Origin of the sequence: Streptomyces sp. NPDC015171 (assembly GCF_043079545.1) — a bacterium.
Taxonomy (GTDB): domain Bacteria; phylum Actinomycetota; class Actinomycetes; order Streptomycetales; family Streptomycetaceae; genus Streptomyces.
On record NZ_JBIBUO010000008.1, the window covers coordinates 117642 to 142979 of the forward strand.

The following is a 25338-nucleotide window of genomic DNA, read 5'->3' on the forward strand; positions in this document are numbered from 1 at the left end:
CGGCGGGAGCCCCGGGCGCGCGTCACAGCCGGCTCGTCGCCAGCCAGACGGTGACCGCGGCGGTGAGCACGAGCGCGATGTTGAGGGCGATCGCACGGTCCCCGCGGCGCAGGTGCACCCTGATCGCGCCGGTCTGCAGGACCACGAATCCGGCGGCGGCGGCCGGTGCGAGCCAGGGCGCGATCCCGGTCAGCGGCGGGAGGACGAGCCCGAGCCCGCCGAGTACCTCGATCACCCCGATGGCCCGGACCGCCGGCATCGGCGTGCCGTCCACCCAGGCCATCATCGGCCGGAGCCCCTCCCGGCTCCGCACCGCCTTCACACCGCCCCCGTAGAGGGAGAACAGGGCGAGCAGGCCGGCGACGGTCCAGTAGGCGACCGTCACGAATCCCGCCCGCCCTCGTGCCCGGCGAAGTCGGTGGCCGGCTCGGTGGCGTACCGGCTCATGACCCGCACCTGCGCCTCGGGGTCCGGTGCCGGGCCGTCGGCGAACAGCTCCTGGAGGTCCCGGAAATAGCGTACGTACAGGTCGGGGGTGAACGTGCTGAGCATGACGGCCGGCTGGTCGGTCGGGTTGGCGAAGGTGTGCGGGGTACCGGGCGGCACCATCACGAGCGTGCCCGCGGTCGCGTCGTGATCCGTGGTGCCGACCGTGAAGCGTACGGTGCCCGAGATGACGTAGAACCCCTCGTCGTGCCGGGCGTGGCGGTGCTGCGGCGGCCCGGGGGTGTGCGGTGCGAGGACGGACTCGGTGATCCCGAGCCGGTGCCCCGTGCGGCTGCCGTCCTCCAGGACCCGCATGCGCGTGGTGCCCAGGACGATCGTCTCGCCTTCGCCCGGACCCACCACCGACACGGCGGGGCCGGGGGCCGGCTGACGGCTCGTCGGCTCACCGCTGTTCGGCTCGCGGGGTTCCGGTTCCCGGGTCCCCGGCTCCCGGGTGTCCGGCTCACTGGTTCTCGGTGTGTCCTTCATGCTTCGATTGCAGTGCCGGTACTCCGGGACTGTCCAAGACCCGTTCCGTGACCTCGATACCGCACGGGTATCGTTGCAGCATGGAGCTGCGCACCCTGCGCTATTTCGTGGCGGTGGCCGAGGAACTCCACTTCGGCCGGGCCGCCGCCCGGCTGCACATGAGCCAGCCGCCGCTGAGCCGGGCGGTCAAGCAGCTGGAGACCGACGTGGGCGCCGCGCTCCTCGACCGGTCCTCGGCCGGTGTCGCGCTCACCCCGGCGGGAGCGGTGCTGCTCGACGAGGCGCGTGCCCTGCTCGACCGGGCCGAACGGGCCCGCGTACGCGTGGCGGCCGCGGGCGGCGCCGCGACCCTCACGGTGGGCTTTCTCTGGGACGGCGGCGACTCGGCGGCGATCCGGCTGGCCCGCGCCTATCGCCGGCGCCATCCCGGCGTCGAGGTCCGCGTCCGCGAGACGGATCTGACCGACCCCACCTGCGGACTGCGCGCCGGTCTCGTCGATGTCGCGCTGACCCGGGGGCCGTTCGACACGACCGGACTGACCGTGATCGAGCTGCGCGCCGACCCGGTGGGGGCGCTGCTGCGCGCCGACGACCCGCTGGCCCGCCGCGCCGGCCTGGAACTGGCCGATCTGGCCCGCCACCGCTGGTTCCGGTTCCCGCCGGGCACCGACCCGCTCTGGCAGTCGTACTGGAACGGCGGGGAGCCGCGCGAGGGGCCGGTGGTGCGCGCCGTGCAGGAATGCCGGCAGGCGGTGCTGTGGAACGGCACCGTCGGGGTGGCACCCCTCGGCCACGACCAGGGCGAGGGGCTCACGGCGGTGCCGCTGGCCGACATGCCGCCGAGCCGTGTGGTGGTGGCGTGGAACGAGGGCGACCGGAACCCGCTCATCGGCTCGTTCGTACGGATCGCGACCGACGCCTACCGCGACTGACCACCCCGGCCCGGGCGGCACGGCGGAGCCGCCGGAACCCCGCCGCGACCGCGTCGCACCAGCCGGGCGCCGCCGAGGGCCGGCCCGGGCCGCGCCGCCGCGTCCGGCCCGGTTGCCCTCCCCGGCGGCTCCCGCAGGCCGGACACGGTTTCCCGGGGACGGCGAGGACGGGCGACGGGAAACCCGTCGACGCGGGCCGGCCCCGGCGGCAGCGTGGATGCCGTAAGCGCCGAGCACGACCTGCGGCGACCACACGACGCAGGAGAACTGCAAGGGGGATCCCATGCGCAACATGATTCGCGGAGCCGCCGCGTTCGCGACCGCCGCCGCCGCGGTGGTGGCGATGAGCGGCGCGGCCCACGCGGGCCCGGCCGCCGACCCCTGGGCGGGCTGCCCGGACGGGGCGGTGTGCGTCTACCCGCAGAACCAGAACCCGGCCCAGTCGCCGAGCCTGGTCTTCTACAGCTACGGGCCGCACAACCTCAGCAACCAGGTCGGCCGCCACTGGGTCCTCAACAACCAGTACGGCGGTGCGACCGCGAGCCTGTGCACGGGCTACAACGGCGTCGGCTGCGGCAGCCCCATCGCCGAGGGAACGGGCGTGTACGCCGACCTCACGCCCATCAACTCCATCACCCTCAACCGGCCGTAGCCCCACCGACGGCCGGCTGAGGAGTCACCACGGGGGCAGCTTCCGGAACCGCGACAGCGGTTCCGGAAGCTGGTTTTCGGCCACTCCGTACGCATGGCTGGGCCACCTGTCCCACCCCCGCAGTAACCTGGGCTCCCGCCGTCTCACGGCCTGGGCACGCTGCCATGGGGGACGCCTTGGGGGAGCCGCAAGAGCATGCCGACTCCGGCAACCGGAACACGGACGACGGGGACCGTACGGTGCCGACCACACCGTCCTTCCCCGCACAACTGAGACGACTGAGGCAGCAGCGCGGTCTGTCCCTCGCCGATCTGGCCCGGCAGACCCACTACAGCAAGGGGTATCTGAGCAAGATCGAGACCGGCGCGAAGCGCGCCACCGCCGACGTGGCACGGAGCTGCGACCAGATCCTGCGCGCCGAGGGCGCGTTGCTGCGCCTGGTCGCACCCCCGCGCCCGCCCGCACCCCGTGACGGCGACGACGTCACCGGACCCGCCTGCCCGTACCCGGGCCTGTCGGCCTTCACCACTCAGGACGCCGGCCGGTTCTTCGGCCGTGAGCGGGCCACGGCCGCGCTCGTGGAGCGGGTCTTCGGCCGCGTCGGCGAGGGGCCGCTGCTGCTCGTGGCCCCCTCGGGCGCCGGCAAGTCGTCCTTGCTCAACGCGGGTCTGGTGCCCGCCCTGCGGCGCCCCGGCGGCTTCCCGATGGCCGGTGCCGACCGCTGGCCGGTGGTCACGCTCACCCCCACCGCCCACCCGCTGGACGAGCTGCTGGAGCGCACCGCCAAAGCCCTCGGCGGCGATCTCGACCTCACCGCCGCCCGGCTGGCCGAGCGGCCCGAGGCCCTGCTGAGCCTCGTCCGGACCCGCACTGACACCGCCCCGGCCGGGCACCGGCCACCGCCGCCGCCCCGCCTCGTCCTGCTCGTCGACCAGTTCGAGGAGCTGTTCACCCTCTGCTCCGACGCGACCGAACGGCGCGCGTTCGCGCGCGTGCTGTGCACACTGGCCGCACCGGCGCCCGGCCCGGCCCGCGACCCCGCGGTCGTCGTCCTCGGCGTACGCGCCGACTTCTCCGGCCGCTGTCTCGAACTGCCCGAACTGGCCGCCGTCTTCACCGACGGCCTCCACGTCCTGCCGCCGATGACCACGGCGGAGCTGAGCGAATCCATCACCCGCCCCGCCGAACTCGCCGGTGTCCCCCTCGACCCCGGCCTTGTCCCGCTGCTGCTGCGGGACGCCGGCCCCACCGGCGAACCCGGCAGCCGGGCCGTCCCGTCCGGCGCCCTCCCGCTGGTCTCCCACGCGCTGCTGGCCACATGGCGGCACCGCGAGGCGGGCGCCCTGACCGTCGCCGGCTACGAGAGCACCGGCGGCATCCAGGGAGCCGTGGCCCGCACCGCCGAGGACGCGTTCGCCCAGCTGTACCCCGCCGAGCAGCAGACCATCCGGCGCATCCTGTCCCGGCTCGTCCAGGTCTGCGACGGCGCCGGTGCCACCCGGCGCCGCGTCGGCCGCACCGCGCTCATGACACAGCTCGCCGGCGCCGACGGCGCGGACACCGCGCTGGACGTCTTCGTCCGCGCCCGGCTCGTCACCGTCGACAGCGACAGCGTCGAGATCGCCCACGAGGCCCTGCTGCACAGCTGGCCCCGGCTGCGCACCTGGATCAGCGACCACCGGGCAGGACTCCTCGCCCGCCAGCAACTCGCCCATGCCGCCGCCGCATGGGAACGCGAGGGCCGCGACCCGTCGGCGCTCTACCGCGGCACCCGGCTGGACACCGTGCGCACCTGGGCCGCCGACCCGGACGGCCTCGGACCGCCGGGACCCGTCGAAGCGGCGTTCCTGCGCGCCAGCCGGGCCGAGGAGGAGGCCGGGCGGCGCCAGGCGCGGCGGCAGACCAGGCTCCGCCAGGCGATGGTGGCCACCCTCGTGGTCCTGCTCGGCTGCGCCCTGGCCGCCGGGGGCCTTGCCTACCGGCAGCGGACCGACGCACTCGCCCAGGAGCGCCTCGCCCGCTCCCAGGCCCTCGCCGCCCGGTCCACCCTGCTGGCCGGGGGCCGCCCCGAGGCGTCCATGCTGCTCGCCGCCGAGGCCTACCGCACGGAACCCACCGCCACCGCACGCGGAGCCCTGCTCAGCACCCAGGCCGAACCCATCGCCGCCCGGCTCGGCGGACACCGCGGCCCGGTCAACGCGGTCGCCTTCGCCCCCGGCGGGCGGCTGCTGGCGACCGCAGGCTCGGACGGCACGGTCCGGCTGCGGCGCCTCGCCGATCACCGCACGATCGCGACCCTCACCGTCCCCGGCCGGATCCGCTCGATCGCCTTCGGCCCGGACGGCCGGACCCTCGCCGTCACGGACTCCACCGGCCCGGTCCGGCTGTGGTCCCCGGGCCGCCCCACCGGCGCGACCCCCCTCCCGGCGGACACCCGTGCGGCCCGCGCGGTCGCCTTCGACCCCCGTGGCCGCACCCTCGCCGTCGCCGCGGCCGACGGAGCCGTCCAGCTCTGGGACACGGCCGGAACACCCCGGCGAACGGCCCGACTCACCGGCCACACCGGCCAGGTCGACGCGCTCGCGTTCGCCCCGGACGGCCGTACCCTCGCCTCGGCCGGCGCCGACCGGACCGTACGGCTGTGGGACCCGCGACGGGCCGCGCGACTGGCCGTGCTGCGCGGGCACACCGACGAGGTGCTCGGCCTCGCGTTCGCTCCCGACGGCCGCGGCCTGGCCAGCGGGGGAGTGGACCGTACGGTCCGGCTGTGGGACATCGCCCGCCGCCGGGCCACGGCGACGCTCACCGGGCACAGCGACGACGTCAACGCCGTGGCCTACACACCCGACGGCACCACGGTGATCAGCGCGAGCGGGGACAGCACGACCCGGCTGTGGGACGTGCGCGGCGGACGGCTCGTCACGACCCTGAGCGGACACACCGACTACGTGATGTCCGTGGCGGTCGACGCGACCGGCACCCTGCTCGCCACCGGCGGGTTCGACCAGACCGTGGTCCTGTGGGACCTGCGCGGCCGGACACTGGCCGCCCGCCCCTTCACCGAGGTCTCCGCCGTCGCCTACCGCCCCGACGGGCGGCTGCTCGCCACCGCCGACGCCGACCACACCGTACGGCTGTGGGACCCGGCCCGGCGGCGCGCGGCGCCCACGACCCTGGCCGGCGTGCGCGGCAGCGTCACCACCGTGGCGTTCGCACCGGACGGCACCACCCTCGCCTCGGCGGGCTCCGACGGCACGGTGACGCTCTGGGACACGGCCGCCCGCCGGCCGCGGGCCGTGCTGAAGGGCCACCACGGGGCGGTGTTCGCGGTGGCGTTCGGGCCGGGCGGGCGCACCCTCGCCTCCGCGGGCGCCGACCGCACCCTGCGCCTCTGGGACGTCCCGGGCCGCCGCACGCTCGCCGTCCTCACCGGGCACACCGACTACGTCAACGGCATCACCTTCAGCCCCGACGGCAAGACGCTGGCCAGCGCCGGCGACGACCTGACCGTGCGGCTGTGGGACGTGCGGACCCGTCGTCAGCTGGCCGTGCTGAGCGGCCACACCGGCGCCGTCCGGGGTGTGGTCTTCAGCCCGGACGGCCGCACGCTGGCCAGTTGCGGCAACGACGGCACCGTACGCCTGTGGGACGTGGTACGGCACCGGCTCCTCGTCTCGCTGACGGGCCACACCGGTTCGGTGCGCGGCCTGGCCTTCTCACCGGACGGCCGGCTGCTGGCCAGCAGCGGCAACGACCGCACGGTACGGCTGTGGGACGTGCCAGGACGGCGGCCGTGGGCCACCCTCGCCGGGCACACCAACGCGGTGTGGGGGGTCGCCTTCGCGCCCGACGGGCAGACGGTGGCGAGCAGCAGCAACGACGGCACGGTACGGCTGTGGAGCCTGGACACCGGGGGACGGCTGGCCGGGATCTGCCGCCTCGACCGGGACATGGACCGGACGACCCGCCGTTCCCTCCTGCCCGGCGAGCCGGCCCCCGGCGCCGCCGCGTGCCCGGAGCACTGAACGACCACCCTGCCGGGCCGGGGTTTCCCGGGTGTTTCCCGTTGCCCGTCGAAGGAGGGCCGCCCGGCGTCCTCGACCGGGACACCGCGCCCGGTCAGGCTCGTGACCGCACCACTCCTCTCGCGCCCGGGGGGCCTCGCTCCGTCCCGACCGGACGACCTGACAACGAAACGGGGGTCCCGGCATGCTCCGGCGAACCGGCGCCATCGGCACACTCATCGCCCTGCTGACAGCTCTCCTCCTCACCCCGTCCGCCCTCGCCGCCTACCGGCCCTCCCGGCAGGCCGACGCCGGCTGCGGCGTGCTCGCCCCGGGCGCGACGCCCGCGGCCGAACGGGCCGTCGACGCCGCCTGCGCACAGGTCGCGGCCGGCGTCTGGTACACCTGGGCCGGCGGCCACGGCCCGCAGCCCGGCCCCACCTACGGCAAGGCGGACCCGTCCGACCCGGCCAGCGAACACGACCCCGAACGCCTCGGCTTCGACTGCTCCGGCCTGGTCCGCTACGCCTACGCGCAGGCCACCAGCGCCGACATCCTCAACGGCGACGCGAGCGCCCAGTACTACACCCACCGCACCGCCGGCCGCTTCACCGCGGCCGAGGGCCTCGCCCCGCTGCGCCCCGGCGACCTGCTCGCCTACGGCACCTCGGCGGACCTGCACCACATCGCCCTCTACCTCGGCGCGGGCAGGATGGCGGAGGCCCGGCAGTCCGGCACCAAACTGATGGTCAGTGACGTCCGCCTCGGCGGCGACTACTTCGGTGCCGTCCGCGTCAACACCGGCGCTGTCGAAGGCCCCGTCTTCCGCACCTGGGGCACCGGCGTCTGGACCAAGGCCCAGCCCTCCACCCGGGCCGCCCGCGTCTACGCCTTCCCCGGCCCGACGACGGTTCGCGTCGGCTGCCAGAAGCACGCCGAAGTCGTCACCGCCGAGGGCTACACCAACGACGCCTGGTCCTACCTCCCCGACTACCGCGCCTGGGTCACCAACATCTACGTCCAGGGCCCGGCCTGGCTGGACGGCGTACCGGCCTGCGCGGACTGAGCCCGTACCCGCCGGAGGGTGCTCACCGGCACGGCGGCCCTCGGCCGCATACGGGTCACCGCTGTCCGATGTGGCGCAGGAGCGCGGCGACCGCGGGGGGCAGGTCGCCGCGCGCGTGGACGACTCTGACCGTCCAGGACGGTGCGTGCGCGGTGAAGCGGCGCACCGGGAGTTCGGGGAACCAGGCGGCGTGCGACGGCGGCATGACGCACGCGCCGAGACCGTGGCGGACCAGGTCGATCGCGGCCAGCAGGTCGTTCACCTCGAAGGTGATCGCGCGCTCGACGGACGCGGCACGGAAGGCCCGGTCGACCTCGTGCCGGATCGCCCAGCCCGGCGAGAAGTCCACCAGGGACAGCCGGGCCGCCTCGCCCAGGGTCACCGGGCCCTGCGGCGGCAGCAGGCCGGCCGTCGGGGCCGTCACCAGGACCATCTCCTCCCGGGACAGCAGCCGGGTCGTGAGACCGCGCTGCACGGGCGTGTCCAGGGCCGTCACGGCGAGATCGACCGTGCCGTCGCGCAGCGCCTGCGGTGCCTGGAGGGCCGGGCCCTGGCGCAGCCGCACCACCACGTTCGGATGCTCCCGGTGGAAGCCCGCCAGCGCCGCGGCGATGCCGGAGTAGAGCCCCTGCATCACACCGATGGTGATCTCTCCGTGCAGCTCGTCCTGGGCCAGGTCGACCGCGGCCCTGGCCTGCTCGGCGGCGAGCAGTGTGGCGCGGGCGGCCGGCAGGAAGGCGTGTCCCGCGGGGGTCGGCGACACCCGGTGGGTGGTGCGGTGGAACAGCGGTGTGCCCAGCTCGCGTTCCAGGGCTCGTACGGTGCTGGACACCGCGGACTGCACGACGTGCAGGCGCCGGGCGGCGGCGCTGAACCCGCCCTCCTCGGCGACCGCGACGACGACCTCCATCTGACGCAGATCCATGGCCCGCCTCCCCGTCCTCTCCCGTCCTGGCCGATGCTCCGTCGGCCTCGCTCATCTCATTCCCAGATAACCGTCATCTTCGACCATCTCCACTGGACGGGAAACAAGCGTGCGGGCCGTGCGTTGTCCCGTACAGGCGGTGCACGACCGGACCGGTCCGCCGCCGACCGAAGTCCAGCGTCGAAGGATCGGAGACTCTGATGCCGCAGACACCGGCGGCGGGCCCGCGCACGGCTCCCGCACCCGCGCGGACGGACCGGGACCCCGGACACCACCGTTTTCCCGCCCGCCGGTACGGCGCCGGGTTCTGGACGGTCGCCGCGGTGTTCCTGACCGCCATGGCGTTCTCCACCGTTCCCACGCCGCTCTACCCGCTCTACCAGGCACACGACCGGTTCTCCACGTTCACGGTCACCGTCGTGTTCGCCGTGTACGCCGTCGGGGTGCTGACGAGCCTGCTGCTCGCCGGGCACGTCTCGGACTGGCTGGGCCGCAAGAAGATCATGATGTCGGCGCTGGTCCTCGAACTGCTCGCCGCCGCGCTCTTCCTGGCCACCCCGTCGCTGCCGGTGCTGATCGCCGCCCGGCTGATCACCGGTCTCGGCGTGGGCCTGCTGACGGCGACCGCCACCGCGTACCTCCATGAACTGCACAGCGCGCACCGCCCCGGCGCCTCCACGCGCCGATTCGAGGTCGCGTCGAGCGCGGTCAACATCGGCGGACTCGGCCTGGGCCCCATCGCCGCCGGTGTGCTCGCCCAGTACCTCGTCGCGCCGCTGCGGCTGCCGTACGCGGTCTTCGTCGTGCTGCTGCTGGCCGGTGCGGCCGCCATCGCGCTGACACCCGAGACCGTCCGCAAGCCGGACCGGCGGCCGGCCTACCGCCCCCAGCGCGTGGGCGCCGGCCACGGCGACCGCGGCTACCTCGCCGCCGCGGCGGCCGGTTTCACCTCCATGGCCGTGTTCGGCCTGTTCACCTCGGTGGTCCCCGGCTTCGTGGGCGTGACGCTGCACCACCCGTCCCACGCGCTGACCGGGCTCGTCGTGTTCGCCGTCTTCGGCGCGGCGGCGGCCGCCCAGACGGGCACCGGCCGGCTCGGCGCCCGGACGCGCTGGTACGTCGGACTGCTCGCCCAGGCCACGGGCATGGCCGTGCTCGCGGTCGGAGTGCACCTGGCCGACCTGCCGGTATTCCTGCTCGCCGGGATCATCGCGGGAGTGGGCGCCGGGGTGCTGTTCAAGTCCGCCGTCGAGTACGTGGCCGGCGCGGCCGCCCCGGCGCAGCGCGGCGAGGCCCTCGCCGGCCTCTTCCTCGCCTCCTACCTCGGCCTGGCCCTGCTGCCCGTCGGCCTCGGCGTCGCCAGCCGCTCCATGAGCCTGAGCGCGGCGACGACCTGGTTCACCGCCGTCGTGCTGGCGCTGCTGGCCGCCGTCGCCGTGCTCACCCGCGGCCGAGGTCCGGCCGCGGGCCGCTGATCGCCGGGCCGGGAGCGGCGGCCTCCACCGCGGGACCTGTCGGGGCGACCCCGGCGCGGTCCGGGCGCTGCGGGCAGCGGGACCCGGCCCCGGCGAGGCCGCCCCGAAGTCATGAGCTGGTGAGGACGACGAGTTGCCGGGTCGCCCGGGTCATCGCCACATAGCGGTCGACCGCTCCCTCGACGCCCGTGCCGAACTTCTCCGGGTCGACGAGGACGACCAGGTCGAACTCGAGCCCCTTGGACAGCTCCGGCGACAGGGACCGCACACGGGGCCTCGACCGGAACGCGGGGTCGCCGATGACGCAGGCGATGCCCTCGTCGTACGTGGCGAGCCAGGTGTCGAGGATGGTGTGCAGGTCCGACACCGGGCCGTGGACGACGGGGACGCCGTTGCTGCGGACGGAGGTCGGCACGTTGGCGTCCGGGAGCGCGGTCCGGATGACCGGCTCGGCCGCCGCCATGATCTCCTCCGGCGTCCGGTAGTTGATGCTCAGGGAGGCCAGCTCGATCCGGCCGAACCCGATCCGGGACAGCCGTTCCTGCCAGGACTCGGTGAACCCGTGCCTGGCCTGGGCGCGGTCGCCGACGATGGTGAAACTGCGGGACGGGCAGCGCAGCAGCAGCATCTGCCACTCCGCGTCGGTCAGTTCCTGCGCCTCGTCCACGACGACATGCGCGAACGGCCCGGCGAGGAGGTCGGGCTCGATGGCCGGCAGGGAGGTCTCGTCGACCAGGGAGTCCCGCAGATCCTGTCCGTGCAGCATCGTCACCGCGCCCTCGCCGTCCTCGTCGGCCGCCAGGATGTTGTCGATGACACCGGCCATGCGCTCGCGTTCGGCGGCCACGGCGGCCCGGTGCCGGCGCTTGCGCCGTGCCGCCGCCGGGTCGCCGAGCCGCTGCCGTGCCGCGTCCAGCAGCGGCAGGTCGGACACCGTCCACGCCTGGGCCTGCGCGCGCTGCAACAGCCGTACCTCGTCGCGGTCGAGCCAGGGAGCGCACATCCGCAGATAGGCGGGCACCGACCAGAGGTCCCCGACGAGGTCGGCCGCCTCCAGCAGCGGCCAGGCGCGGTCGAAGGCCGTGATGAGTTCCCTGTTCCGCAGCAGCGACCTGCGCAGCAGCTCGTCCGGCGCGTCGCCGTCGTGCCGGTCCACCAGGATCGCGAGCAGCTCCTCCAGGACCTGGTCGCGTGCCTCGTTGTGCGGGGTTCCCGGCTCCGCCGCCTCGAACGCCACCGCCCAGTCACCGGCGGTCAGCGGGATGTCGGACCAGTGGGTGGTGACCGTCATCCCCTCGGTGGGCGGCTCCTCGTAGAACCTGACCGCCTTCTCGATCGCCTTCACCAGCTCCGCCGACGACTTCAGACGGGCCACCTCCGGGTCGGCCTCGACCGCCGCCGCTGCGCCCTCGGCGACCAGGTCCCGCAGGATGCAGGTCTGCACGCCCTCCTCGCCCAGGCTGGGCAGGACGTCGGCGACGTAGTGCAGGTACGGCCGGTGCGGGCCGACGAACAGCACGCCGCCGCGGCGGTGCCCGAGCCGGGGGTCGGAGTAGAGGAGGTAGGCGGAGCGGTGCAGGGCGACGACGGTCTTGCCGGTGCCGGGGCCGCCGTCGACGACCAGGGCGCCGCGCGAGCCGGCCCGGATGATGGCGTCCTGGTCGGCCTGGATGGTGCCGAGCACGTCCCGCATCCGCGGCGAGCGGTTGCCGCCGAGGCTGGCGATGAAGGCGGACTGGTCGTCCAGCGCGGCGTGTCCGGCCAGTCCGTCCGGGGTGAACACCTCGTCCCAGTAGTCGGTGATCCGGCCGCCGGTCCAGCGGTACCTGCGGCGGCTCGCCAGACCCATCGGCCGTGCGTGGGTGGCCCCGAAGAAGGGCTCGGCGGCGGGGGAGCGCCAGTCGACCAGCAGTCGGCGGCCCGCGCTGTCCGTGAGCCCGAGCCGTCCGACGTACACGGGCTCGGCGCTGTCGGCGGTGACCATGCGTCCCAGGCACAGGTCGAGACCGAAGCGGCGCAGCGCGCGCAGCCGGGAGGTCAGCCGGTGGACCTCCGCGTCCCGGTCCATCGCCTGCCGGCCCAGGCCACCCGGTGCTCTGCGTTCGGCGTCGAGGCTGTCGGACAGCTCGGCGATCGACTGTTCGAGGCACTCCGCGATGGCGGCGAAGTGCTGCTCGTCGTCGGCGATGAGCGCCGGACCGGCCTTGGCGGCGAGCCGGTCGGGAAGGGCGAAGGCGCTGGTGGGCAGAGGGTGGTTCAAGTCGTCGGCTCCCAGGTCAGGGCAGGTGAGGGCAGGTGAGGCCACCTGCGGGCAGGGCGGGCGGCAGGGCGTCCCGACCGGCACGGCGGATCGGGCGGCCACGTCGGGCGGGCAGCGCTGCGGCTGTCACCGATCCGGTGGCCGTGGTCGGTGGTGGTGGCGAAGGCGGGGGATCGGGTGCGGCGGGTGCCGCGGTTCCGGATCCCGGATCGGCGTGCCCGCGTGGTGCGGTCGGGCACGGGCGGAGCGTCCTCAGTCCATGATGTCGCGCAGCAACCGTGCCGCCACCGCCGTTCCGTCCGTGCGGACCCGGCCGGCCACCGCGGCCGCGCGAGCGCGGGTCTCGGGCGCGAGGGCCGTGGACAGCGCGGCCGACAGCGACGCGAAGGTCGGCGTGGGACCGTCGTGTGCCGCGCCGATGCCCAGTGCGGCCACCCGGCCGGCCCAGTACGGCTGGTCCGCCGCCTGGGGCACCACCACCTGGGCCGCGCCGGCCCGGGTCGCCGTCGTCGTCGTACCCGCGCCGCCGTGGTGCACGACGGCGGCCACCCGGCCGAACAGGGCCTGCTGGTTGACCTCGCCGACGACGAAGCAGTCGTCCCGGTCGTCGATCAGGGTCAGATCCGCCCAGCCGCCGGCCACGACCGCGCGCCGGCCCTGCGCGCGGACCGCCTCGATGGCGACCCGGCCGGCATCCGGCCAGGCGTGCAGCGGCATGCTGCCGAAGCCCACGTACACCGGCGGGGCGCCGGCGTCCAGGAACTCCGGCAGGCCGTCCGGGAGCGGGCGCGTGTCGGGCAGGATCCACGCACCCGTCTGCACGACGGAGAGATCCGGCGTCTCGTGCCAGGGGTCCAGGACCGGGTCCGTCGCCAGCCACGGCCGGTCGCCGACGACATAGCCGCGGACGTCGTCCACCGGCGGCAGCCCGAAGGCCGCCCGGTTCGTGTTGAGCGCCTCGCCGAACAGCGCGTTGACGGTCTGCGCGTCCAGGTCCCACAGCGCCCGGTTGTCGGTCACCCCGGGCGGGAGCGGCCGGCCCGGGTACGCCAGCGGCGCGCGGTGCGGGGCCGGCAGGGTGAGCTGCTGGAAGGTCACGGACACCGAGCGGACGCCCAGCTTCTCGGCCACCGACAGCGCGCCCGCGGCGGCGGGCAGCGCGCCGGTCGCCACCAGCACGTCGCACCCCTCGGCCGCGGCGGTGACCGCGTCGAGCGTGGCGGCGATCAGGTCCGCCGCCCGCTGGGGCAGCGACGCGGGCCGCGATGCCGCGGTCGTCAGCGCGCGTGCCGACGGGCCGACGGGCAGCAGCGGCACGCCGGCGGCGGCGAGGCGCCGGGCGAAGTCCTCGTCCGGCGGCGCGCACACCCGCACCTCCGCGCCCCGGTCCCGCAAGCACGCCGCCAGTCCCGCCAGCGGTTCGACGTCTCCGCGCGACCCATAGGTCGACAGCACCACACGCACGTCGTGAATCTCCTCTTTCCGCAGCTTCCGGGGCCAGGCCGACGATTCTGCGGTATGGCGGGGGCCTTGCCGCAAGGCCCCCCGTGCGCTATACGTTGAGAGTGGCAAGGAGTGGCTGACCTCCTTGCCTTTCGTTTTGTGCCGTCGCTCGGGCCGTCGCCTCGGTGCCAGTGTCCCGCAGCCGGCCGGCCCTAACGCCCTCGGGGTGGACGAACGCTTCGAGTTCGGCCTGGACGCGCTCCTCACCGGACCGACCCACCGAACCACCGGCTGACCGGCTGCGCGGCGAAGGCACGGATCACGCGCCGGCCGCGCCGCGAGCGCGGGTGCCGGACGCCTGGTGGTGAGGGATTCTGAAGGGATGCGGGGTGCTCTGCGCGCACGGTTGCCGGCGGCCTACGCGGCCTCCGGTCGTCGTGCGCTGCGCGTGACACTGGTCGCGGCGGCCGGCTTCTACCCCTTCCGCTACGGCTTCGACCGCCCGGTGGCGGCGACGTACGCGCTGTTCGCCGTGGTGGCGCTGGGCGGACTCGCCAGGATCCCCGGCACCGGGCGGCAGCGCGCCGCGGTGATGGCGCGGCTGCTGCCGCTGTGCTGGGTGCTGGTGGTCGTCGGCACCTATCTGTCCGTACGGACCTGGAGCGCGGTCCTCGGCATGCTGGTCGTCGGGTTCGCGCTGGCCTTCGCCGGCGTGGGCGGACCCCGTCCGGCGGGGGCCGCACCCGGCCTGCAACTCCTGTACATCCTGCCGTCCTTCCCGCCCTACGACCCCGGCGCGCTCGGCGACCGGCTGATCGGAACGACCACGGGCCTCGTCCTGCTCGCCGCCGCCGAGGCACTGCTCTTCCACGAGTCCGGTCCGCCGGCGTACCGGGAGCGCTCCGCCCGGGCCGCCGTGATCGCCGAGCGGTGCGCGGCGCGGCTCGCCACACCGCCCCATGCCCTGACCGGCGACGACATCCGGGCGGCTCAGGAGGCGGGCCAGGCGCTGCGCTCGCGCAATGTGCCGGAGGCGGAACGGCCCGCGGGTCCCGGGGTGCGCGAGCGTGCCCTCTCCCACACCGGGCTGGCCACCCGCACCCTGCTCGAAAGACTGGTGCGGGCGACCTGCGTGCCGAGGGGGGACACCGGGCCCGGTGTGAGCGCCGTGCTGCACGCGGTGGCGGGACTGGCCGCCGCGACCGCGACCTGTCTGCGGGCGGGGACACCCCCCATGGCCCAGCAGCAGGAACTGATCGCGGCGCACGCACGGCTTTCCGCCCTGTCCGCGGGAGCGCCCCCCGCCCCGCCGAGCGGCGGCCTCCCGGACGGAGCGGCCCCACAGCCGCCCGGCTTCCCGCCACCCGTACTGCGCTGCCACGCCGCCGTCCTGGAGATCGCCGACGCGGCGCTGGCCATGGGCGCGGCGGCCGATCTGGCGGCGCGCGGCCGGCACGCCTCGACGGGGGTGCCGGCCGGCCCCTTCTGGTACGCCACGAGCCGGGCCCCCGTCCTGTGGTGGCGCCGGCTGTGCGGGCACGCCGGGCGCCGGTCCGTGTTCTTCCAGAACGCGGTACGCATGGCCCTGGCCCTGACGGCCGTCCGGTTCGTCGCCGGTGTCGACACCCTGCCGCACGGGTTCTGGGCCATGCTGGCCACCCTCACCCTCACCCGGACCACACTCGGCGAGACCTGGAGCACCATCCGGCTGGCGCTCGGCGGCACCCTGGCCGGTGCCCTGGTGAGCACGGCGATACTGATCCTGGCGGGGGGCGACACCGCCGTCTACGCCGTGCTGCTGCCGGTGTGGATGCTGCTCGCCTTCACGGTGGGACCGGTCAAGGGCGTGGGCTGGGCCCAGGGGCTGTTCACCGTGCTCGTGGCGCTCGTCTTCGCCCAGCTGGCGCAGCCGACCTGGCGGCTGGCGGAGGTCAGGGTGCTGGACGTGCTGGTCGGCAGCGCGGTCGGCGCCGTCTTCGGTCTGCTGGCCTGGCCCCGGGGCGCCCATGACGAGCTGCGCCGTACGGCGGCGGAACTCCTGCGCAGGGCGGCGGAGATCGTCGTGGCGACCAGCGCGTCGGTGGCGGCCGGCACGCGGGCGGCCGTGCCGTCGGGAGTGCCGGGCCACCGGTCGCTGCAGCACGCCGTCGTCCTCGCGGAATCCGCGTACGCGCAGATGCAGAGCGAGCCGACGCCCTTCGGGGGATGGGCGCGCGGGAGGGAGCTGCCCACGGTGGACTGGCAGGCCACGCTGATCGCCGGACACCACACCCTGTGGGGCTCGGCCCGGCTCCTGGAGCCGCCGCTCACCCCGCTGAGCCCGGCGGCGGCCGAGTCCGCCGACATGCTGGGGGAGCGGGTGGCGGGGCGGATGCTGCTGATCTCGGCGGCGCTGGACCCGGCCGACGACACCCCGACCGCATGCGTACCGGTGATCGATCCGGTCCTGGCCGGTTTCACCGCCGAGCCGCCCGGCGCTCCCCGGCGGTACTACGCCACCGTGGCCTGGCTGAGTTCGCTCATGACCGACCTGACCCGGATCGCCCACGCCGCCCACACGGCCGAGGCCCGGGCGCGGGACGCCGCGAGGAGCTGACCGCACGCGCGGACTCCCCGCCCGGAGCCGGGTTCACGGTTCCCGTTGCCTCACCGCTCGTCGAGGACACCGGCGCCCCAGGTGACGGCAGGCGGTACGACACGCGCGCAGAGCGGGCCCCCGCGCGCGTCGGTGAGGCCGAGACGTGCGGTCAGCAGCCCGCCGTGCGCGGCGGCGGAGAGGACGTCGGCGGGGACCGCGCCGAGCATGATCTTGGCCCGGCGGAACATGGTGAAGGCGCCGGAGGGATCGACGCTGCCCCAGGAGAGGTAGACGAACCGTTCGTCCGGACGCCCCTGCACATACGGGCCCGTGACATCGACGCCGGTGGTGGTGCACGGCAGCGTCCAGCGGGCCGACGCCGCGTCGCCGGGCTGCGGGTCGAGGAGTTCGCCCGGCCGGTTGCGGCGCTGCACGGCGACATGGACGTTGTCGTACGTGACGACACCGCCGTCACGGGCCGCGGCGGTCACGAAGGTGCGACCGGGCAGGCCGGCGCCCTCGATGCGGATCCGCAGGACACTCATCGGCGTACCGTCCTCGTCGCGGCGGTGCGGGGGCGCGCACCGGCCGGTGCGCGCCCCCGCGTGGTGAGCGAGAGCGTACCGAGGCCGTTCGGCCCGCGTGCGCCGCCCGGCACGGATGCCACCATGGAAGGGCCCCAGTGCCGCATGGCGTGTCACCCCCAGGAAGGCGGCGGGGACCATGACGCTCCCCCTGGTTGTCGGCGTCGACGGATCGGACGCGTGTCTGCTCGCGGTCGACTGGGCCACGGACGAAGCCGTCCGCCACCGCGTCCCCCTGCGGCTCGTCTACGCCTCGCACTGGGAGCGCTACGAGGGCGGACTGCCGGTGACCGAGGACGAGAGCCCTTCCGAGCACGATCTGGCGGAGCACATCGTCGCCTCCGCCGCCGAGCGCGCCGAGCGGCGCGGCCCCGGCGTGCGGGTCAGCACCGGCATCCTCCCGGACGACGCGGCCGCCGCGCTCGTACACGCCGGCCACGCGGCGTTCGCGCTGGTGACGGGCTCGGACGGACGAGGCAGGGTCAAGCGGCTGCTGCTCGGCTCGGTGAGCCGGGCCGTCGCGGCCCGGGCGCACTGCCCCGTCATGGTGGTGCGCGGCGACCGGGCGGCACTCGCCGGCACCCGCGGACGGATCCTGCTCGGCCTCGGGGACGCCGACGCCGACACCGGCGCCGAGGCCCTGCGGTTCGCGCTGCGCGAGGCCGACGCACGGCGCTGCGCCCTGGACGTCGTACGCGCCTGGCGCCGCGCCGCCCGCGACCGGGGGCGCGGGCGGACGCGTGCGGACGAACCGGCCGACGTCCGGGCCGCCGCACTGCTCGACGCCTCGCTGGGGGCCGCGATCGCCGAGTACCCGCACGTCAGGGCGGACCGTGCGGCGCTGGAAGGGCCGGCGAGCACCGTCCTCGTGAACCGGTCAGCCGTCGCCGATCTCGTGATCATCGGAGCGCACCACGGAACCGGCCCATTCGGCCTCCAGCTCGGCCGGGTGGGCCGCACCTTGCTGCAGCACGCCCAGTGCCCGGTCGCGGTCGTGCCGCGGCGTCCGCGCGTGCTCGCGATCTGACCGCGGCAGCGGGCGGCGCTGCCCTGGCGAGATGGGCGGACCGCGTGCAGCGTGGAAGGGAAGGGAGCCGACCGGCGGGGCGGGGATCCGTAGGAGAGGTGGAACGCATGGACATGCATGTCTCCGAGCCCCGGGTGGTCGTCGGCGTCGACGGCTCGCCGTCCTCGTACACCGCGCTGCGCTGGGCCGTGCGGTACGCGGCCCTCGTCGGCGGCGTCGTGGACGCGGTCGCGGTGTGGGAACTGCAGGGGCTGTACGGCTGGTCGGCCCCCGCCGTGGACACGGACGTCGACGAGGACGAGACCCGCCGGCGGATGCGGAAGGAGCTGGACGACGTGCTCGGTGCCGACGCCGCCGGCTCGGTCCGGACCCATGTGGTGCACGGCAACCCCGCCGACGTGCTGCTGCGGGCCGCGGAGAACGCGGAGGTCCTGGTGGTCGGCAGACGCGGGCGGGGCGGCTTCGCACGCGCCCTGCTCGGCTCGGTCAGCCAGAACGTGGCGCACCACGCGAGCTGTCCCGTGGTGATCGTGCGTTCCGACGAGGAGTGAGCTCCTCCGCGGAGGAGTGAGTTCCGCGGAGGGTGACGCGAGGCGGGCGGGGTCCGGCAGCCTCTAGTGCCTCCGGGGCTCCTGGCGCTCCCGGGGCTCCAGTTGGGACGCCAGGACCGCAGCCTGGACCCGGCGCTGGACGCCCAGCTTGGCGAGCAGCCGCGAGATGTGGTTCTTGACGGTCTTCTCCGACAGGTACAGCTTCCGGCCGATCTCACGGTTGGTCAGCCCGTCGCCGATCAGCGCGAGGATGTCCAGCTCGCGCGGCGACAGGTCCGCGAGTTCCGGCGGCACCGACGGGGTCCGCGCCGGGTCGGCCCGCAGGGAGTCCATGAGCCGGGCCGTGGTCGCCGGGTCGAGCATCGACTGTCCCGAGGCGACGGTGCGAACCGCGGAGACCAGGTCGGAGCCCCTGATCTGCTTGAGCACATAGCCACGGGCGCCGGCCATGATGGCGTCGAGCAGCGCGTCCTCGTCGTCGAACGAGGTCAGCATCAGACACGCCAGTTCCGGCATCCGGCTGCGCAGCTCCCGGCAGACCGAGATGCCGTCGCCGTCGGGCAGCCTGACGTCCAGCACCGCGACATGAGGGCGCAGCGCGGGGCCCCGGACGAGCGCGTGCTCGGCGGTGTCGGCGTCGCCGACCACGGAGATGTCCGGTTCGGCGTCGAGCAGGTCGGCCAGGCCGCGCCGTACGACCTCGTGGTCGTCGAGCAGGAACACCCGGATCGGGTCCCGCTCGGTGAAGGTGCGTGTCTCGGCCATGACGACCTCTCGTTCCCCGGGTAAGGAAGCCTGCGGGCTGTCCACGAAGCCGATCATCCGCCCGGCGGGGCCGTGCGGACCAGGGCCGATCGGCCCCCTTCGCCTTCAGGCCGCGGCACGGAGCACTCCTCGGCCGCGGCACGACGCCCTCCTCGGCCGTGGCGCGACGCCCTCCTCGGCCGTGGCGCGACGCCCTCCTCGGCCGTGGCAGGACGCAGTCCTCGGCCGTCGCACGACTCCTCGGCCATGGCACGCGGGGCCGCCCCGAGCGGGTCGGCTCAGCCCGTACGGTGCGCCCAGCGGGGCTCCACCGCATCCCACTCCCGGGCCCAGCGGGCCATGCGCCGACGGTCGAGCCAGAGCCGTCCGAGCGCTCGCACCCCGTACGCCGGGGCGGCCACCGAGAGGGCGGCCGCGGCACCGAACAGACCGGCCTCGACCGCGCCCTCGACGGGATCCGGCGGCTCGGCCGGGGCGAGCCTGCCGTGGTCGTCCTGCCAGACCACCACCCGGGACCCGGTCCGCAGTCCACCGCCGACCAGTGCCGTACCGGTACGGGCGGAGCCGTCCGGAGCCGTCCAGCGCACCGGCGCCCGGACCAGCCCGTCCTCGGGCCAGGCCGCGGTGGCGCCGGTCGGCGCCTCGGCGAGCAGTACGGCGCCGACGGCGTGCCGGTGGGCGCGCTGCTGGGCGAACACGTCCCCGGCGGCCCGCGCCGTCAGTGCGCCCGCCACGGCCCCGCCGACCACGGCGATGACCCAGAGGGCCAGCACGATCCAGGCCTCCACGATGTCCTCGCGCCGCCGCAGCGGATTGCTCCGCCACCGCCACAGGCGCTGCTGGGTGTCCATGCGGGCGGCACCTCCTCCTCGTGGTGGCACCTTCCCCTCCGACGCTGCCGCCGGCGGGGCGTCCGGGCAAGGGCCGACGGACCCTGCCCGGCGGCTGACCGGACCGGAACGCCCCGCCTACGCCGCACCGGTGCGGCACGGCGCGGGCTCCGGGAGGCACGCGCACACCTCGAAGACGTCCCTCAGCCCCGTGGCCCGCAGCAGGCGCCGGAGGAACGCGCTCTCCGTGACCAGCCGGAGCCGGCCCTTCCTCGCCAGGGCCCGGTTGCGGGCACGGCACAGGATTCCGAGCCCGGTGCAGTCGATGAACGTGACCGGCCGCAGGTCGAGCACCAGATCGGGACGCGGGGACGCGGTGAGCGCGTCGAGCCGTTCCGTCAGCGCCGACACGGTCAGCAGGTCGATCTCGCCGCGCAGCGCGACGACGGTCGCCCCGCCGATCTCACGGTGGGACACGACCACATCGTGTGCGGTGTGGTGCTCTGACACGCATGCCGCGTCGTTCTCGGACATGGGACAAGCGAACCCGCAGCACAGGGTCGCGCGGAAGGGCCGTAAGTCCTGCGCCCGCCGGGTCCTGCGGGCAGCGTGCCGACCCCGGGCGGCCCGAGCGGCACGGCGGGCCACCGGCGAGACTGGAGGTGCGGGACGGAGCCGGCACGGCGCCGGGACTCACGGATCCCGCGGTGGTCCGACCGAAGCGGGTGAGGAACGCGATGAAGGGCTTCGTCTTCCACGGTCCCGGACAGGCGTCCTGGCAGGACGTCCCGGACCCCGCCGTCAAGGAACCCACCGACGCCATCGTGAAGGTGGGCGCCGTCAGCATCTGCGGGACGGATCTGCACATCCTCAAGGGCGACGTTCCCGAGGTCGTCCCCGGCACGGTGCTCGGCCACGAGGCGGTCGGCGAGATCGTCGAGGTGGGCGGCGACGTGCGCACCGTGCGCCCGGGGGACCGGGTGCTGATCTCCTGCATCACCTCCTGCGGCCGCTGCCGCTACTGCCGGGAGGGCACCTACGGCCAGTGCATGGGCGGCGGAGGCTGGATCCTCGGCCATCTGATCGACGGCACCCAGGCCGAGTACGTCCGTGTCCCCTGGGCCGACCTGTCCGTGCATCCGCTGCCGAACGCCCTGCCCGCCGCGGACGCCGTCCTGCTGGCCGACATCTTCCCGACCTCCTACGAGGTCGGCGTCCTCAACGGGCACGTCCGCCCGGGGGACACCGTCACCGTCGTCGGCGCCGGCCCCGTCGGCCTCGCCGCCGTCGCCACCGCCCGGCTGTTCTCCCCGGAGCGCGTCATCGCCGTCGACCTGGTCCCGGCCCGGCTCGAGGCCGCCCGCCGGTGCGGCGCCGACGCCGTGGCCGACGTCCGCGAGGATCCCGGCCAGCTGGTCGCCGACCTGACCGACGGGCTCGGCGCGGACGTGGTCATGGAGGCCGTCGGCGTTCCGGAGAGCTTCGAGCTGTGCACCCGCGTGGTCCGTCCCGGCGGGCACGTGGCCAACATCGGGGTGCACGGCCGGCCGGTCACGCTGCACCTCGAAGACCTGTGGATCAAGAACGTGACGATCACGACCGGCCTGGTGGACACCCGCTCCACGCCCATGCTGCTCAGGATGGCCGCCGCCGGCCGGCTGCCGACCGGGCAACTGGTCACCCACACCTTCCCGCCGGCGCAGATGGAGGAGGCGTACGAGGTCTTCGCCAAGGCCGGCGAGACCGGTGCCCTCAAGGTGGTGGCCGGCGAGGAACGGCACGCGGAAGTGGCCGTCCCGGCGGCCTGACCGCGCCGGGCACGGCAGCCACCGGGCACCCGGCGGCCCGGACCGGCACGGCGCTCGCCCACGGCCGGCCGCGCTCACGCACGGCCACCGCCGCACCCCCGTGCCCGGGCGGACGCCTCGTCCGCGCCGGTGAGCAGCACCCCCGTGACCAGCTCCGGCCGGATGCGGACCGCGTGGTCCACCCCCTGCCGCGGGACCCAGGGCTCCAGCAGCCCGCGGATACGCGCCAGTTCGGCGGGGTCGGTGACCAGACGGGCGTAGCCGGTGACCACCACGCTCCAGCCGAGACGTGTCCCGGGATCGATGGCGTCCGCCTCGTAGGCGACGACCACCCCGGCGTGGTCGGCCTGCCGGGCCTGCGAGGTCAGGGCCACGCCCTCGGAGGTTCGGATCACGATGTCACCGGCGTCCAGGATGTGGTTGACCGGCCGTACGGTGGGCAGCGCGTCCCGGGTGAAGACGACCCGGCCCAGGGGCACGCTGCCGAGCAGGCGCAGCGCCTCGGCCCGGTCGAGGTCGACCAGGCGGTGCGGCGGATCGTGCTCACGGATCATGGCTGGCTTCTTCGCGCGTGGGTGGCCCTCGGTCCCCGGGATGCGCGCCCGGTGGGCGGCACGGCGCCGGGCGGGCGGAGCGGCACCGCGCGGGGGAGGCCGGGCGCCGCTCCTGACTCCACTGTCGGCCACCGCCTCGCACCGCTCCAGTGCCGTTCGGCCCAGCACCCCGGGGCCGGTCGGCCCGCGCTCCCGTGCGCCCGGGTGATGCCGCCGCGCGGTCCGGCAGCCCCGCATCCCGAAGGCCGTCGCGATGCGCGGGGAAGGGCCCGATACGGTGGGAGGGACCCGCCGGTGCCGGGTCCGTACACCGACGGGACCTGGAGGACGTGGTGGCGAGTTCCGAGGAGCCCCGCGTACGTCTGCCGCAACTGAAGCTCGACGAGCTGCTGGAGGAGCTGCAGGCCCGGATCAATGCGGCCCGCGACACCCAGGACCGGGTGCACAGCCTGCTGGAGGCGGTCCTCTCCGTAGGCCGGGAACTGGACCTGGAGCAGGCGCTGCGCTCCATCGTGGAGGCGGCAGCGGCGCTCGTGGACGCCGAGTACGCGGCGCTGGGCGTCATCGGACCGGACGGCACCCGGCTGTCCGCCTTCCACACCGTGGGCGTCACCGAGCGGCAGATCGCCGCGATCGGCCTCTACCCGGAGGGCCACGGCATCCTCGGCGAACTGATCCGGCGCCCCCGGCCGCTGCGGATCGCGAAGATCTCCGCGCACCCGGCCTCCTACGGCCTGCCCCCGGGCCACCCGCCGATGAACAGCTTCCTCGGCGTCCCGATCCGGGTGCGCGACCAGGTCTTCGGCAATCTGTACCTGACCGAGAAGCGCGGCGGCGCCGAGTTCGACGAAGAGGACGAGTCGGTGCTCTCCACGCTGGCCGTGGCCGCCGGCGTCGCCATCGACAACGCCCGCCTGTACGAGGACTCCCGGCGCCGTGAGCGCTGGCTGCGGGCGAACGCCGAGATCACCCACGGTCTGATGTCCGGCAGCGACCGCACCGGGGCACTGGATCTGATCGCCGAGCGCGCGCGGGACATCTCCGGCTCGGCGCTCGCCGTGGTCGCCATGCCGATGGCGGACACCGATTCGCTCACCGTGGAGATCGCCGTCGGTGTGGACGCGGAGGCGCACCGCGGACTGGTGCTGCCCGTGCGGGAGAGCCTGATCGGCCTCGCGTACACGGCGGCGGCCCCGGTCGCCAGCGACGACGTGGTCCGCGACCCGCGGATCTCGCCGAAACCCCCGCGCTTCGGCGGGCTCGGCCCCGCCGTGGCCGTTCCGATCGGCACGGGTGCGGGCGGCGTGCGCGGTGTGGTCCTGGTGGCCAGGGAAGCCGGCCGGGCGGTCTTCCTGCCGAAGGAGACCGAGATGCTCCAGGGTTTCGCCGCCCAGGCCGCGATCGCGATGGAACTGGCCGAGCGCAGACAGGACGCCCAGCAGATCGCGCTGCTCGAGGACCGCGACCGCATCGCGCGGGACCTGCACGACCTGGCCATCCAGCGGCTGTTCGCGACGGGCATGACCCTGCAGAGCGCGGGCCGCTTCATCGACCATCCCGAAGCCGCCGAGCGGGTGCTGCGGGCCGTGGACGACCTGGACGAGACCATCAAGATCATCCGATCGACGATCTTCGGGCTGCGGGCGCGCGAGGGCACCGCCGACAGCGGGCTGCGGGCCCGGGTGGTCCGTACGGTCGGCGCCGCCGCGCCCGTGCTGGGCTTCGCGCCCAGCGTGCGGATGGAGGGCCTCGTCGACACCGATGTGCCGGCCGGCACCGCCGATCATGTGGTGGCCGTGCTCTCCGAGGCCCTCACCAACATCGCCCGGCACGCCCGGGCCGGCCGGGCTCAGGTCCTGCTGACGGCCGCGGGCGGCGAGGTGTGCCTGACGGTCACGGACGACGGCGTGGGCATCGCCCCCGGCGGCCGGCGCAGCGGACTGCGCAACATGGCCGAGCGGGCCGAGGAGCTGGGCGGGCGGCTGGAGATCGCCGGCCCGGACGACGGCGGCACCACACTGGCCTGGCGCGTCCCGCTGCCCGCGGCGTAGGGGTTTCGCCGGAGGGGTCCCGCCGGGGAACGCCTGGCACCGGCCGTCGAAGGCCCGGCACCCGCCGTCGAGCGCCCGGCACCCGGGGCCGGCATCTGCCGTCGAGCGCCCGGCATCCGCCGCGGAACGCCTGGCACTCGCCGTCGAGCGCCCGGCATCCGCCGCGGAACGCCTGGCACTCGCCGTCGAGCGCCCGGCACCCGCCGCGGAACGCCCCGGGCACCCGCCGACGGATCCGCGCGGGCGCACCCGGGTGCGGGAGGGGCCGGACGCGCCGGTCAGGCCGGGCCGCCGCTGCCGTAGGGGCCGTACAGGTCGAGCAGCCGGACCCGTGAGGCGTGCAGCCGCTGCGCGACGACGCGCCCGACCCAGACGGCGATCGCCCGGCCGAACCCGGGGTCCTCGGCGCACAGCGACCGCACGGTCCCCGCGTCGAACTCCCACGCCCGTACCGGACTCACCGCCTCGGCCCCCAGGTGCCACAGGTACGGCGGGAAGTGCCAGGACCAGCCGATCAGCTCGCCGTGCCCGAGGGAGTCGATGACGGCGGACCGGCGGCCGGGCACCCGCAGATCGAGGGCGACGGTGCCGGTGCGCACGATCCAGAAGCGGTCGGCACGCCTGCCCTCCTCGAACAGGCGGACCCCGTCCGCGAAGGAGACCTCGCGGGCGGTGCGCATCAGCTGCTCGCGGTACACGGGCTCGAGCGCCGTGGACATGGTGGTGGCGGAGGTCATCGCACCGGCTCCCTTCATGGAGTGCGTGCCCCCAGCGTGGGCGCTGCCGGCGCGGGGGCGCCACGGGCCGATCGGACCTGTCCTCGGACCTTTCGGCCCGCCCCCGGTGATCCGAGCAGTG

General features: G+C 75.1%; 21 protein-coding genes. 10 read left to right on the forward strand and 11 right to left on the reverse strand.

From position 1 onward, the window contains the following. Positions 1 to 22: 22 nt before the first annotated feature. Together ACF073_RS22495 and ACF073_RS22500 are read right to left on the reverse strand one after the other, a co-directional pair. Positions 23 to 385, reverse strand: a complete 363-nt coding sequence (locus ACF073_RS22495; RefSeq protein WP_392072601.1) for a DoxX family protein — start codon at positions 383 to 385, stop codon at positions 23 to 25. Further along, complete coding sequence (locus ACF073_RS22500) at positions 382 to 975, reverse strand: cupin domain-containing protein (RefSeq protein ID WP_392072603.1); 594 nt, start codon at positions 973 to 975, stop codon at positions 382 to 384. The genes ACF073_RS22495 and ACF073_RS22500 overlap by 4 nt, the downstream gene beginning before the upstream one ends. A gap of 80 nt (positions 976 to 1055) precedes the next feature. Here ACF073_RS22500 and ACF073_RS22505 point away from each other — a divergent pair, with 80 nt between their 5' ends. The 4 genes from ACF073_RS22505 to ACF073_RS22520 all read left to right on the forward strand — a co-directional run bounded on the left by ACF073_RS22505 (position 1056) and on the right by ACF073_RS22520 (position 7629). Beyond that, on the forward strand, positions 1056 to 1907 hold the full coding sequence (locus ACF073_RS22505; protein WP_392072605.1) for a LysR family transcriptional regulator: 852 nt from the start codon (positions 1056 to 1058) through the stop codon (positions 1905 to 1907). Positions 1908 to 2190: 283 nt separating this feature from the next. Continuing rightward, positions 2191 to 2559, forward strand: a complete 369-nt coding sequence (locus tag ACF073_RS22510) for a hypothetical protein (RefSeq protein ID WP_392072607.1) — start codon at positions 2191 to 2193, stop codon at positions 2557 to 2559. Between the two features lie 176 nt (positions 2560 to 2735). After that, a complete protein-coding gene (locus ACF073_RS22515; RefSeq protein ID WP_392072609.1) occupies positions 2736 to 6584 on the forward strand; it encodes a helix-turn-helix domain-containing protein in 3849 nt (1282 codons plus the stop codon). Between the two features lie 184 nt (positions 6585 to 6768). After that, the gene (locus ACF073_RS22520) at positions 6769 to 7629 is read left to right on the forward strand and encodes an NlpC/P60 family protein (RefSeq protein ID WP_392072611.1); all 861 of its coding nucleotides are present in this window, start codon (positions 6769 to 6771) and stop codon (positions 7627 to 7629) included. A gap of 55 nt (positions 7630 to 7684) precedes the next feature. Here ACF073_RS22520 and ACF073_RS22525 read toward each other — a convergent pair whose 3' ends face one another. Next, positions 7685 to 8554, reverse strand: a complete 870-nt coding sequence (locus ACF073_RS22525; protein WP_392072613.1) for a LysR family transcriptional regulator — start codon at positions 8552 to 8554, stop codon at positions 7685 to 7687. Positions 8555 to 8754: 200 nt separating this feature from the next. Between ACF073_RS22525 and ACF073_RS22530 the strand changes: the two genes are divergently transcribed. Then, positions 8755 to 10029, forward strand: coding sequence for an MFS transporter (locus tag ACF073_RS22530; RefSeq protein ID WP_392072615.1), 1275 nt, complete (start codon positions 8755 to 8757; stop codon positions 10027 to 10029). Positions 10030 to 10138: 109 nt separating this feature from the next. On the opposite strand, the gene helR is transcribed toward ACF073_RS22530, so the two are convergent. Both helR and ACF073_RS22540 read right to left on the reverse strand, forming a co-directional pair. Next, a complete protein-coding gene (gene helR, locus ACF073_RS22535; protein WP_392072617.1) occupies positions 10139 to 12289 on the reverse strand; it encodes an RNA polymerase recycling motor ATPase HelR in 2151 nt (716 codons plus the stop codon). A gap of 252 nt (positions 12290 to 12541) precedes the next feature. After that, complete coding sequence (locus tag ACF073_RS22540; RefSeq protein WP_392073153.1) at positions 12542 to 13747, reverse strand: glycosyltransferase; 1206 nt, start codon at positions 13745 to 13747, stop codon at positions 12542 to 12544. Between the two features lie 367 nt (positions 13748 to 14114). Between ACF073_RS22540 and ACF073_RS22545 the strand changes: the two genes are divergently transcribed. Next, the gene (locus ACF073_RS22545; RefSeq protein WP_392072620.1) at positions 14115 to 16328 is read left to right on the forward strand and encodes an FUSC family protein; all 2214 of its coding nucleotides are present in this window, start codon (positions 14115 to 14117) and stop codon (positions 16326 to 16328) included. Between the two features lie 50 nt (positions 16329 to 16378). Here ACF073_RS22545 and ACF073_RS22550 read toward each other — a convergent pair whose 3' ends face one another. After that, positions 16379 to 16855, reverse strand: a complete 477-nt coding sequence (locus ACF073_RS22550; protein ID WP_392072622.1) for a DUF5990 family protein — start codon at positions 16853 to 16855, stop codon at positions 16379 to 16381. A 178-nt stretch (positions 16856 to 17033) separates the two neighbouring features. Here ACF073_RS22550 and ACF073_RS22555 point away from each other — a divergent pair, with 178 nt between their 5' ends. Then, complete coding sequence (locus ACF073_RS22555; protein WP_392072624.1) at positions 17034 to 17921, forward strand: universal stress protein; 888 nt, start codon at positions 17034 to 17036, stop codon at positions 17919 to 17921. A 107-nt stretch (positions 17922 to 18028) separates the two neighbouring features. Beyond that, a complete protein-coding gene (locus ACF073_RS22560; RefSeq protein WP_392072626.1) occupies positions 18029 to 18472 on the forward strand; it encodes a universal stress protein in 444 nt (147 codons plus the stop codon). Positions 18473 to 18535: 63 nt separating this feature from the next. Here ACF073_RS22560 and ACF073_RS22565 read toward each other — a convergent pair whose 3' ends face one another. From ACF073_RS22565 to ACF073_RS22575, 3 genes are all read right to left on the reverse strand, one after another. Next, positions 18536 to 19237, reverse strand: a complete 702-nt coding sequence (locus ACF073_RS22565) for a response regulator (RefSeq protein ID WP_392072628.1) — start codon at positions 19235 to 19237, stop codon at positions 18536 to 18538. A 278-nt stretch (positions 19238 to 19515) separates the two neighbouring features. Further along, the gene (locus tag ACF073_RS22570; protein WP_392072630.1) at positions 19516 to 20088 is read right to left on the reverse strand and encodes a hypothetical protein; all 573 of its coding nucleotides are present in this window, start codon (positions 20086 to 20088) and stop codon (positions 19516 to 19518) included. 117 nt (positions 20089 to 20205) lie between these two features. Further along, on the reverse strand, positions 20206 to 20601 hold the full coding sequence (locus ACF073_RS22575) for an STAS domain-containing protein (protein WP_392072632.1): 396 nt from the start codon (positions 20599 to 20601) through the stop codon (positions 20206 to 20208). A 203-nt stretch (positions 20602 to 20804) separates the two neighbouring features. Here ACF073_RS22575 and ACF073_RS22580 point away from each other — a divergent pair, with 203 nt between their 5' ends. Beyond that, a complete protein-coding gene (locus ACF073_RS22580; RefSeq protein WP_392072634.1) occupies positions 20805 to 21875 on the forward strand; it encodes a zinc-dependent alcohol dehydrogenase family protein in 1071 nt (356 codons plus the stop codon). Positions 21876 to 21949: 74 nt separating this feature from the next. Here ACF073_RS22580 and ACF073_RS22585 read toward each other — a convergent pair whose 3' ends face one another. After that, complete coding sequence (locus ACF073_RS22585; protein ID WP_392072636.1) at positions 21950 to 22429, reverse strand: pyridoxamine 5'-phosphate oxidase family protein; 480 nt, start codon at positions 22427 to 22429, stop codon at positions 21950 to 21952. A 332-nt stretch (positions 22430 to 22761) separates the two neighbouring features. Here ACF073_RS22585 and ACF073_RS22590 point away from each other — a divergent pair, with 332 nt between their 5' ends. Further along, positions 22762 to 24480 carry a GAF domain-containing protein gene (locus ACF073_RS22590; RefSeq protein WP_392072638.1) on the forward strand — a complete coding sequence of 573 codons (1719 nt, stop codon included), beginning with the start codon at positions 22762 to 22764 and terminating at the stop codon, positions 24478 to 24480. Positions 24481 to 24758: 278 nt separating this feature from the next. On the opposite strand, the gene ACF073_RS22595 is transcribed toward ACF073_RS22590, so the two are convergent. Then, positions 24759 to 25217 (reverse strand): Crp/Fnr family transcriptional regulator, encoded by a 459-nt coding sequence (locus ACF073_RS22595; protein WP_392072640.1) that lies wholly within the window; start codon positions 25215 to 25217, stop codon positions 24759 to 24761. Positions 25218 to 25338: the final 121 nt, after the last annotated feature.

Excerpts from the sequence above, each read along its gene's own strand:
- ACF073_RS22520 (WP_392072611.1), top strand. The coding sequence starts at position 6,769 with ATGCTCCGGCGAACCGGCGCCATCGGCACACTCATCGCCCTGCTGACA.
- ACF073_RS22595 (WP_392072640.1), bottom strand. The coding sequence starts at position 25,217 with ATGACCTCCGCCACCACCATGTCCACGGCGCTCGAGCCCGTGTACCGC.
- ACF073_RS22505 (WP_392072605.1), top strand. The coding sequence starts at position 1,056 with ATGGAGCTGCGCACCCTGCGCTATTTCGTGGCGGTGGCCGAGGAACTC.
- ACF073_RS22575 (WP_392072632.1), bottom strand. The coding sequence starts at position 20,601 with ATGTCCGAGAACGACGCGGCATGCGTGTCAGAGCACCACACCGCACAC.
- ACF073_RS22585 (WP_392072636.1), bottom strand. The coding sequence starts at position 22,429 with ATGATCCGTGAGCACGATCCGCCGCACCGCCTGGTCGACCTCGACCGG.
- ACF073_RS22570 (WP_392072630.1), bottom strand. The coding sequence starts at position 20,088 with ATGGACACCCAGCAGCGCCTGTGGCGGTGGCGGAGCAATCCGCTGCGG.
- ACF073_RS22580 (WP_392072634.1), top strand. The coding sequence starts at position 20,805 with ATGAAGGGCTTCGTCTTCCACGGTCCCGGACAGGCGTCCTGGCAGGAC.
- ACF073_RS22510 (WP_392072607.1), top strand. The coding sequence starts at position 2,191 with ATGCGCAACATGATTCGCGGAGCCGCCGCGTTCGCGACCGCCGCCGCC.
- ACF073_RS22560 (WP_392072626.1), top strand. The coding sequence starts at position 18,029 with ATGGACATGCATGTCTCCGAGCCCCGGGTGGTCGTCGGCGTCGACGGC.
- ACF073_RS22525 (WP_392072613.1), bottom strand. The coding sequence starts at position 8,554 with ATGGATCTGCGTCAGATGGAGGTCGTCGTCGCGGTCGCCGAGGAGGGC.
- ACF073_RS22565 (WP_392072628.1), bottom strand. The coding sequence starts at position 19,237 with ATGGCCGAGACACGCACCTTCACCGAGCGGGACCCGATCCGGGTGTTC.
- ACF073_RS22500 (WP_392072603.1), bottom strand. The coding sequence starts at position 975 with ATGAAGGACACACCGAGAACCAGTGAGCCGGACACCCGGGAGCCGGGG.
- ACF073_RS22555 (WP_392072624.1), top strand. The coding sequence starts at position 17,034 with ATGACGCTCCCCCTGGTTGTCGGCGTCGACGGATCGGACGCGTGTCTG.
- ACF073_RS22530 (WP_392072615.1), top strand. The coding sequence starts at position 8,755 with ATGCCGCAGACACCGGCGGCGGGCCCGCGCACGGCTCCCGCACCCGCG.
- ACF073_RS22550 (WP_392072622.1), bottom strand. The coding sequence starts at position 16,855 with ATGAGTGTCCTGCGGATCCGCATCGAGGGCGCCGGCCTGCCCGGTCGC.
- ACF073_RS22545 (WP_392072620.1), top strand. The coding sequence starts at position 14,115 with ATGCGGGGTGCTCTGCGCGCACGGTTGCCGGCGGCCTACGCGGCCTCC.